Source organism: Listeria rocourtiae FSL F6-920 (genome assembly GCF_000525975.1).
Classification (GTDB): Bacteria; Bacillota; Bacilli; order Lactobacillales; family Listeriaceae; genus Listeria_A; species Listeria_A rocourtiae.
This window is the reverse complement of record NZ_AODK01000071.1, coordinates 1-9,505: the sequence shown is the minus strand read 5'-3', so window position 1 is coordinate 9,505 and position 9,505 is coordinate 1. Positions and strand designations below refer to the sequence as shown.

General features: G+C 39.2%; 9 protein-coding genes and 1 tRNA gene. 7 read left to right on the top strand and 3 right to left on the bottom strand.

The features are described 5' to 3' along the window. Positions 1-284 precede the first annotated feature (284 nt). Entirely contained in the window at positions 285-872 is a 588-nt protein-coding gene (locus PROCOU_RS15530) for a lipoprotein BA_5634 family protein (RefSeq protein WP_036074223.1), read from the bottom strand. Positions 873-1,391: 519 nt separating this feature from the next. On the opposite strand from PROCOU_RS15530, the gene PROCOU_RS15525 reads away from it, so the two are divergent. The 5 genes from PROCOU_RS15525 (at position 1,392) to PROCOU_RS15500 (ending at position 7,353) form a co-directional block, all read left to right on the top strand. Further along, a complete protein-coding gene (locus tag PROCOU_RS15525; RefSeq protein ID WP_036074221.1) occupies positions 1,392-2,681 on the top strand; it encodes an adenylosuccinate synthase in 1,290 nt (429 codons plus the stop codon). 822 nt (positions 2,682-3,503) lie between these two features. Beyond that, positions 3,504-5,300, top strand: a complete 1,797-nt coding sequence (locus PROCOU_RS15515) for a glycoside hydrolase family 2 protein (RefSeq protein ID WP_036074216.1) — start codon at positions 3,504-3,506, stop codon at positions 5,298-5,300. A 111-nt stretch (positions 5,301-5,411) separates the two neighbouring features. After that, positions 5,412-5,484: transfer RNA gene (locus tag PROCOU_RS15510), tRNA-Lys, on the top strand. A gap of 161 nt (positions 5,485-5,645) precedes the next feature. Next, on the top strand, positions 5,646-6,356 hold the full coding sequence (locus tag PROCOU_RS15505; RefSeq protein ID WP_036074214.1) for a DUF4365 domain-containing protein: 711 nt from the start codon (positions 5,646-5,648) through the stop codon (positions 6,354-6,356). Positions 6,357-6,369: 13 nt separating this feature from the next. Beyond that, positions 6,370-7,353, top strand: coding sequence for a hypothetical protein (locus PROCOU_RS15500; protein WP_036074212.1), 984 nt, complete (start codon positions 6,370-6,372; stop codon positions 7,351-7,353). A gap of 411 nt (positions 7,354-7,764) precedes the next feature. On the opposite strand, the gene PROCOU_RS16860 is transcribed toward PROCOU_RS15500, so the two are convergent. Beyond that, a complete protein-coding gene (locus PROCOU_RS16860) occupies positions 7,765-8,097 on the bottom strand; it encodes a site-specific integrase (protein ID WP_051994459.1) in 333 nt (110 codons plus the stop codon). Between the two features lie 155 nt (positions 8,098-8,252). Beyond that, positions 8,253-8,411, bottom strand: coding sequence for a tyrosine-type recombinase/integrase (locus PROCOU_RS19400; protein WP_369009546.1), 159 nt, complete (start codon positions 8,409-8,411; stop codon positions 8,253-8,255). 383 nt (positions 8,412-8,794) lie between these two features. Here PROCOU_RS19400 and PROCOU_RS15490 point away from each other — a divergent pair, with 383 nt between their 5' ends. Both PROCOU_RS15490 and PROCOU_RS15485 read left to right on the top strand, forming a co-directional pair. Then, entirely contained in the window at positions 8,795-9,103 is a 309-nt protein-coding gene (locus PROCOU_RS15490) for a hypothetical protein (protein ID WP_036074210.1), read from the top strand. A gap of 19 nt (positions 9,104-9,122) precedes the next feature. After that, positions 9,123-9,323, top strand: coding sequence for a hypothetical protein (locus tag PROCOU_RS15485; RefSeq protein WP_036074208.1), 201 nt, complete (start codon positions 9,123-9,125; stop codon positions 9,321-9,323). The last annotated feature ends 182 nt before the right edge of the window (positions 9,324-9,505 follow it).

Genomic DNA, 9,505 nt, shown 5'->3' with positions numbered 1-9,505 from the left:
GGCTGGGACAAACTCCCATGTCAGCTTCCGCTGACACCAATCATCATGAAAAAACCTCTCGACCTACAACCACTTTTCTATCATACTAGAGATAGAGAAATAAGTTGTAGGTCGAGAGGTTATTGAGGTTCTCCAAACCCTCGCGGGACAAACTGAACCGTCATGCTCATTTGCACCATTCATTATGCTTTCAAGCATGTGTATAATAATCGCTTTGCTCTCATACATATTGGGGTTCTAACTCATTTCGAAGAGTCGGAAAGGATTACATGCTCGCTTTGCTCTCATGCATATTGGGACTCTAACTCATTCCATTCGAAGAGTCCCAACAAATCGGCGAGTTGGGCTTTATCAACATCTTGAAAATCGGTTAGATAATCCGCGGCATCTTTTTTTGTCATGACAGTTGCGATACTTTCTGACTTGGCGTCAACACTCTCCCACAAATTATCAGGAACAATCACAATATTCTTAGCATAAGTCCGTGCATCTCCAAATGTGATATTCCCGCCATAAGTGAGCGCCTGCTTCTTCGCTCGAATCGAGATTTCTGTCGCGTTATCCTTAGCAAGTAATACCATGTTTCCATTTGTAGCAGGAAGTTCCTTTAACACCTCTGTCTTATCCGAGTTGACTACTTTGGTGAAAGCCTGCTGTTTCTGCATTGATTTGGCATCCGTTTCTTTCAAGAAAATCGTCAAATTATCGCCGTCACCATCTTGTTTTGCAGCAAAAATAGTAGATGAAGCTATATCTTTCTTATTGCTGGCAATCGCACTTGTCACCTGATCTTGACTTCCATATAGAATCAATCCCTTCGCTTTATCGAAAATACAACCAGATAAGGTTAGTAAAAGCCCGCCCAGAATCATTCCTACTAGTAAAATTTTTTTTCATATTCATCCAACTCCTAAAAAGATTGGGTCTGGCTAATACCCCAAATAAATCGGCGACAAGCGCTCGCATTCTAGGAATTTGGCAGACTTCCGGTTCTCACATACACCAGTATGCTCCGCTTCCGGCTTCCACCAAATTCCTAGAATACAAACGCTTTCGCTCGATTTGTGTGAAGCAAGGTATACGTCTTACCCGAAAAAAAGGAATTCGTGATATCTTGCTTATTTTTGGTTAGAAATATATTTTGTCCCAGACCCTTAAAACAATTTTACCGAACTTTCAAGTGTGGAACACTCGATTCACATGACACATTATGCAATTTATCTTACGTTTTTGTTGGGTGCGCGTTATTTTATGTATAGACGAACGATTTTTGTATTGCATTTCGAAAACGTTCGATAATTCATTGACTATTGCCAGGACAAACGGTACAATTGAGAGTGGAAAAAGCTTGTGAAATCGAGCTTAAAAGACCAATTAAATGAGGTGTTTAGATGTCTTCAGTTGTTGTTGTAGGAACACAGTGGGGCGATGAAGGAAAAGGAAAGATTACGGATTTTCTTTCCGAGAATGCGGAAGCTATTGCACGTTACCAAGGTGGTAATAATGCAGGTCACACAATAAAATTTGATGGAGAAACATACAAATTGCACTTAATCCCATCTGGTATTTTTTACAAAGAGAAGATTAGTGTGATTGGGAACGGGATGGTTGTTGATCCGAAAGCACTTGTGACAGAGCTTGCCTACTTGCATGATAAAGGCGTTGATACAGGGAATTTGCGTATTTCGAATCGTGCGCACGTTATTTTGCCGTACCATATTCGCATTGATGAAGCCGATGAAGAACGTAAAGGCGCTAATAAAATCGGTACGACTAAAAAAGGAATCGGCCCAGCTTACATGGATAAAGCCGCTCGTGTTGGTATTCGTATCGTGGATCTTTTGGATAAAGAGACATTTAAAGAGAAATTAGAGCATAACTTACAAGAGAAAAACCGTTTATTGGAGCGCTTCTATGAATTGGAAGGCTTTAAAATAGAGGATATTTTAGATGAGTATTACGAATATGGTCAGCAGTTTAAGCAGTATGTTTGTGATACATCCGTTGTGTTAAATGATGCGCTTGATGATGGTAAACGTGTTCTTTTTGAGGGGGCACAAGGGGTTATGCTGGATATCGACCAAGGTACATACCCATTCGTAACATCAAGTAACCCGATTGCTGGTGGCGTGACGATTGGTAGCGGTGTTGGTCCTTCTAAAATCAATCACGTTGTCGGTGTGGCCAAAGCTTATACAACACGTGTTGGTGATGGGCCGTTCCCGACAGAGCTTGATAACGAAATTGGGAATACGATTCGTGAAGTTGGTCGTGAATACGGAACGACGACTGGCCGCCCACGCCGTGTTGGTTGGTTCGACAGTGTTGTTGTTCGCCATGCTCGCCGTGTGAGTGGTTTGACAGATCTTTCATTGACGCTTCTAGACGTATTGACTGGGATTGAGAAGTTACAAGTCTGTGTCGCATACGAATTAGACGGTAAAGTGGTCGAAGAATTCCCAGCGAGTTTGAAAGAATTAGCTCGTTGTAAGCCAGTTTATGAAGAATTGGACGGCTGGACGGAAGATATTACAAATGTGAAATCGTTGGATGATTTACCAGCGAATGCACGCCATTATATGGAGCGCATTGCACAGTTAACCGGTGTTCAAGTTTCGATGTTCTCAGTAGGACCAGATCGCTCGCAAACCCATGTTGTTAAGAGTGTCTGGAGATTATAAAGCTGAAAGAGCCCGTTAGCCTCGACAGAATTTGTTAGGGGGCGCAGTGAAAACCCGCACTTGGTTTTTGCGGAGGTCACGAAAATTCCGAGAGGCTGGCTCTTGAAGCTGGATTGAGATTATAAAGCTGAAAGAGCCCGTTAGCCTCGACAGAATTTGTTAGGGGGCGCAGTGAAAACCCGCACTTAGTTTTTGCGGAGGTCACGAAAATTCCGAGAGGCTGGCTCTTGAAGCTGGATTGAGACTGTAAAGCTGAAGAAGCCCGTTAGGCCCGAAAAAATTTGTTAGGGGGCGCAGTAAAAGTCCTCTTTTGACTTTTATGGAGGGCGTGAAGTTTTCGAGGAGTTGAGTAAAGGAAGGCAGCTTCATTGCATTCAACTGCATATTGAGGTTCTAAAAAAGCCAAATACGCTTTTCAAGAACCTCAACAAAGCTAGATCCGGAGGCGCATCACGTGATGCAGTACAAGGATTACATGTTCACTTCGTTCTCATGTATATTGAGGTTCTAAATCAGCAGGGGATGCCCCTCAACAAAGTAAAAAGAGAAGTTAGGTATTTTGCGCCTCACTTCTCTTTTTTTATGTTTACATAATTTGATATCTATCTGCGGAATCTGGATTTAGAGTAATCTCTGGTTTTTTGAGCATAGAATAATTTTTTGTGAAAAGCGACACATAAATAGTTTACATTTAAGTTAATTTAATTATATTTTGTTTGACATTATAGTTATCTGTTATGTATAATGCATCTAAGATAGCTTTTTATTTTAATTAACTATAAAGTTTATTGTAAGCGTTTTTTATGAGGAGGAGCGATAGGAATGTTGAGAGAAGAATATCCACGACCGCAATTTGTGAGGGAAAACTGGATGAATTTGAACGGGGAATGGGAATTTGCTTTTGATGATGGGGATGTTGGATTGCGTGAAGGTTGGTTCCGTGGGGAGCGGGAGTTTGAGAAGCGAATTATTGTGCCATTTGCGTATCAGACGGCGCTTAGCGGAATTGATGACCAGGCGCATCACGAGGTTGTGTGGTATAAGCGGGAATTTGAGTTGGCGGATTTGGCTGATAATAAGGAATTGAAGTTGCACTTTGGCGCGGTGGATTATACGGCAAGTGTTTTTGTGAATGGGCAAAAGGTGGGCGAACATGATGGTGGGCATACTTCGTTTACGCTGGACATTACGCCGTTTGTGGTCAGTGATGAGGCCGTGACGCTAGTTGTGCGGGTATTTGATCCGCAAAAAGACGAGACAATTCCGCGTGGGAAGCAAAGTTGGACGCCAGAACCGGATTCGATTTGGTACACGAACACAACGGGAATTTGGCAGACGGTTTGGCTGGAAATCGTGGATGCGGTACATATTGAAAAGCTACGTATGACTCCGAATGTGGATACTGGCATGGTGGAACTCGATTTGATTTTTGCAGGCGATGTAATTGGTAAGCGCTTACGATATACGATTCATTTTGGAGAAATACTTGTCGCAGAAGATGCAGTAAAATTAACACAAAATCACCTGCAGCGTGATGTGGCGATTTATCAAAAGCAGATTTTCCGCTCACCAAATCATAATGATGGCTGGAATTGGACGCCGGAAAACCCAAATCTTTTCCAGGTTGAATTTTTTCTAGAGGATGATTTAGTGCTGTATGATCATGTTTCTTCGTATTTCGGGATGCGCAAGGTGCATACGGAGGCTGGTATGGTTTATTTGAATAACCGCCCATACTACCAAAAGTTGGTGCTGGATCAGGGCTACTGGCGTGAAGGCTTGTTGACTGCGCCATCTGATGAAGCATTACGTCGTGATATCGAGTTGGCGAAAGAAATGGGATTCAACGGTTGTCGCAAGCATCAAAAAGTAGAAGATCCACGTTTCTTATATTGGGCAGACACACTGGGCTATCTCGTTTGGGGTGAATGCGCGGCGGCTCCAGCTTATACCGAGGAAGCTGCGACCCGACTAACCCGTGAATGGCTAGAAATTATCGAGCGTGATTATAACCATCCGAGCATCGTGACTTGGGTTCCAATCAATGAAAGTTGGGGCGTACCGAACATTCATGGCAATCGCGAACAACAACATCATACTCAGGCGATGTATCATCTTATTCATTCTTTGGATAAGACCCGCCCAGTAATCTCCAATGATGGCTGGGAAATGACCGAAACTGATATTTGCGCGGTGCATAATTATTCACACGGTCGCGAAGATGAATCACAAAAATACGCCGATTTTAGCGAAAGCATCTATGATAAAGATACCATTCTAAAATCCCAATCAACGTTGCGTGCGATATACGCAGCAGGATTTGAGCATCAAGGCGCGCCAATTTTGCTAACAGAATTCGGAGGCATCGGCTTTCAAACAGGCAATCAAAGCGGCTGGGGCTATACATCTGTGAAAAATGCGGAAGAATTCGTCGCCGATTACAGTCGAGTGATGCACGCCGTCTACAGCTCTAAAGCCTTGCATGGTTATTGCTACACGCAACTGACTGACGTAGAGGTGGAGATTAATGGTTTGCTAACATACGACCGCGAACCCAAATGCGATTTAAAGCGGATACGAGAGATAAATGATCAGTATTTTAATCAGATTGTGGAATAATGGAAAGGGAGGACCTTGTCAAATAAGGTCCTTCCTACCGTGTGTGAAATGTTTGCCAATCGAGGTCGAAAGTGCTAGAATAAGTCTTGTCGGTAAAACTATTTATCACACGGGTTGTTAGCTCAGTTGGTAGAGCAGCTGACTCTTAATCAGCGGGTCGGGGGTTCGAAACCCTCACAACCCATCTTAGAGCCTCAACGGATTTCATGTCTGTTGAGGCTTTTTTGTACGCAAAATTGTTTGTGAAAATCCTGACTGGAAAAACTATTTATAGAACGGCTCACCTTAGAAACTGGATAAATCTATGATATAATAGCGCTAATAGATTAAAAGGGATGTGTCAATATGAGTTTCAGTAACGATCAGAAAGAACAGCTAAGTGTTAATGCAGTTACTACATATATAGTTAGATCTGAGTATATGGTACCGTCAATACCAGTTGGAGATAAAGCACCTTCATATGATGGGCATATAACTTTATATAAACATCAAAATTCAAAAAAAAAAGATATGGTTGGGAATATTCCTGTGCAAGTAAAAGGTACGACGAATAAAAAGATTCTCCAAAAGAAGGAATTCCCTGTCAAATTAATCGATTTGAAGAATTATTATGAGGGGCAGGGTGTGATATATTTTGTTGTATACATCTATGCAAATGCTGCGACAAAAATATTCTACAGAGATTTGACTAGATTGGAATTAAAAGACATTTTAAGAAACCCTAAGGGGAATAAACAAGAAGTTACAATTGATTTCATTGAAATAGATGAAGATGTCGATGATTTTAGACAAATTTTAGTTAATTTTAATTATCATCGAGACTTTCAGACTAAGTATGCACTTGACATAGATCCTACCGATATTGAATATGAGAATTTAGTATTTAAATGGGTGGGAAAAAGAAATGACCCAGTGGATTTTATACAAAAAAATGGCGTGATCTCATATATAAAAAAAGGAGAATTATATATTCCTTATAAAAGGTTTGAAGCAAACGAGCTACAACTTAAGGAAGTTAGTCAAAAAGAACTATGTGTAAAAAGTAAAAAATTCTAGAGCCTATATGTGTATGAGTAGAGCTATAGATAACATAGTAACCATTGATATTGGCGAGTATAATCAACTTCAATTAGTGTTAGATATAAATTCTACGAAAACATCTTTAAACTCCAAGCTTATAGGTAGTTTAGATGATTATATAGATGTATTAGGCTTTATGAAAGATTTTTTGGATAATAAAGAAATATGGATTGATCGTATTGAATTTAAAATTGGAGAAAATCACGATATAGAAAAATCGAATCAAATAAACGATTCATTCGATTATTTTGTAGAGCTAAAACAAATTTTAGAATATCATAAGATTCCTACTAATTTTGATTTCTACAAATTAAATGAAAGTGAACAGTCTGAAATAAATAGGCTCTATAATACGCATCAAACAAAAAATAAAGTTAGTGTTGAAAAATTCATAATTAATTCATATCCTGTTTATACAGTGGCTAATGAACAGGGGTGCGTAGATATCTTTGATGAAAGCTTCATTGGAATGGTAAAAGTAAGCATTGATATAGAAAATAAAGATACAAATATGAGCGTTTTTTGTGCTATTCCTGCAAATGAATGGGAAAAGTTCGCATCAATTAATTTTGATTTAATAGTTTACTCAGTAGTAGATCTAGATTATTCTAATCAAGAGGTGTACGGTTGTGTAAGTATGCTTGCCCTTAGGCTGGTAGGTGCTTTTGATGCTACTGGGAATATGAAATTTTTGTACACAGCAAAAAAAATCTTAGAAATACTTCCTGAACAAGATGGCTTGAATGGTGTCTATAGAGATTTTAATATTCTACAGATTATTAAAAGAGAAAGAGATTTTAATTTGGAAGAAATGAAAAAAATATTGACAATCCAAGAAAGCTATAAGGATAATGAACTAATAACTTTGGGAGCATTAATTCTTTTGGGGAGTAATGCAGATGCTCGCGCTATGCTAGAAAATGGTACCTATGGAGGAAGTGAACAGATGCCTATTTTAAATTTATTAAAATAAGTGCATCAAAGTGTCGTATACATTATTAGTATGGTACTCCAGTTAATCTTGCTAGAAAATTACTCTACAAATTTAGATAGAATATAGGAGAAATATAGTAACCTATTAAATGTGTGTTATTGCCATCAAATTTATCGCTCATGCTCTTCTGTTTATTTGGGAATAGATGTCCGTAAGTATCGATTGTTGTAGTGATACTAGCGTGCCCCATCCGTTCTTTCATCGCCGTTACTTCTTCTCTTCTTTATTATCAATTAGAAATGCGACGTGTGAATATTTGAAAATCATGTAGTCTGATAGGTGTGAGCTCAGCGACTTTACAAATTCTCGTAATTTTCTTAGTTCCAAAACATTCATGTATAGGCGTATTTATACTGTATTAGAAAACAGTAATATCGTTCAAATCGGTTATCAAGTAGTATTCCAATAAGCTTCCTGACGCTCCTTCCAATCCTTAAGCATCTCCGCCAATTTCGCATTAATAGTAATATAGCGATTACTACTAATGCTTTTTGGTGCGGTGATAATATTCTCGCCGCTCACACGAGACACAGTTTTAGAAACATGAATTTCACTCCGACCAAAATCAATATCCTCCCACCGCAATGCCAGCATTTCTCCAGCGCGCACCCCAATTAGATAAGCCGTCGTAAAGAATACATTATCAACATAATCCTTTTCATCGATAGCATCAATAAAAGTCTTGAATTCCACAGTAGTCCAGAATTTCATTTCTTGCTTCACGACTTTCAACTTCTTAATCCCTGTGTAAGGATTCCTGATAATATTGTTATCATCAATAGCAACATCAAAGAGTTTTTCAACAAGATCATGTGTTTATTAATACTATTATTAGATAAACGTGTCTTCTCATACTCATTTAGTAGCATATATCTGAATTATATACATCCTTTCTTCTCTAATTTCGAAATTACGCTCTCTGTAAAATGAGGCATAATTCTATGATTATAATATCCTTTTTGAGTTCGAACATAAGTAGGTTTTTGATTTACAGTATAGTTCGCAAAATATTTATCACCGAGCTGGTCAAATATCACTTTTAAATTCGTCACCAAATTATTCTGGAAATACTGCTGTTTGTAGTAGCTTTACAGATGTTCGGCTTCAGCCTTGGTTTTAATATTTTTTTTCTTTATTCTGCGCTGTTTTTGTGCAACTGAATCGTATACTATATAAGGAGAAAAACGGTAAAGAGGTTAGGCAATAGAGAGACTTAATTTATTAAAGCCTTTGAATTGCTTTGATTGCAGGCAGTTCAATGGCTTTTTTACGCTAACTAGAAAAATGAAGGTAACGTTTAAGAATCGGTTTATATACATGGAGCATGCTAATAATACCGAGTTTTTTTGCTATATTTTAGGGTCTTTTTTATCATTAAAATATGGTATAATATTTCCAATAGCACTAAAATAAGGAAGGAATGAGCAGCAAATGGCGAAAAAAAATACAGTTACCAAGTGGTCGATTAGCGGAACATGCGACTGCAATTCAAGCGACGACAAATACGTTGAAATTACAGCCAAAGCCGAGTGTGTTGTATTCTACGGGTAGTGCTCGTCAATTAGTAGAAAGCGCGATGGAGTTTGCACAAATGACAGCGGCTACACCAGCGGCATTTCAAAAGGATACCTCGAACTTAAAACATGTCGAAAAAGCGTTTGTGGCATCCGAAAAAGCATTAGGCGATATGCTACATCAAGGAATCGAATGGGTAGGCAGTAAAAAATAGGTTAGGGGGATACATAGCAATGCAAACAAGACAACGAGAAGAAGATGCTTGGAAAGAACAAATCCAGAACGAGCGACAGTTTGAGGCATTGGAGCAACTATTTTCAAAAGCAAAACGGGCACAAGAAAATGTGTTACATACTTTTCAGGATGCGTGGCAGGGAAATCGGTCACGACAGCGATTAGGGCTGGTCGAAGAATCGATGACGGAAGAATGGTAGAAGCGGAAAAAACAAATGTATGCCGTGGATGATGCGATACAAGCATCGCGTCGCGCACACCAACGAGCCAAATTTGCATCGAAGGAGGCTGATGCGCATGCCACGGATTGAGATTGGGGAAGTACGTTACTTTGTAGAGCAGTTTTTAAGAGAAAGTAAGCGATTACGAGATGCGTTGCGAG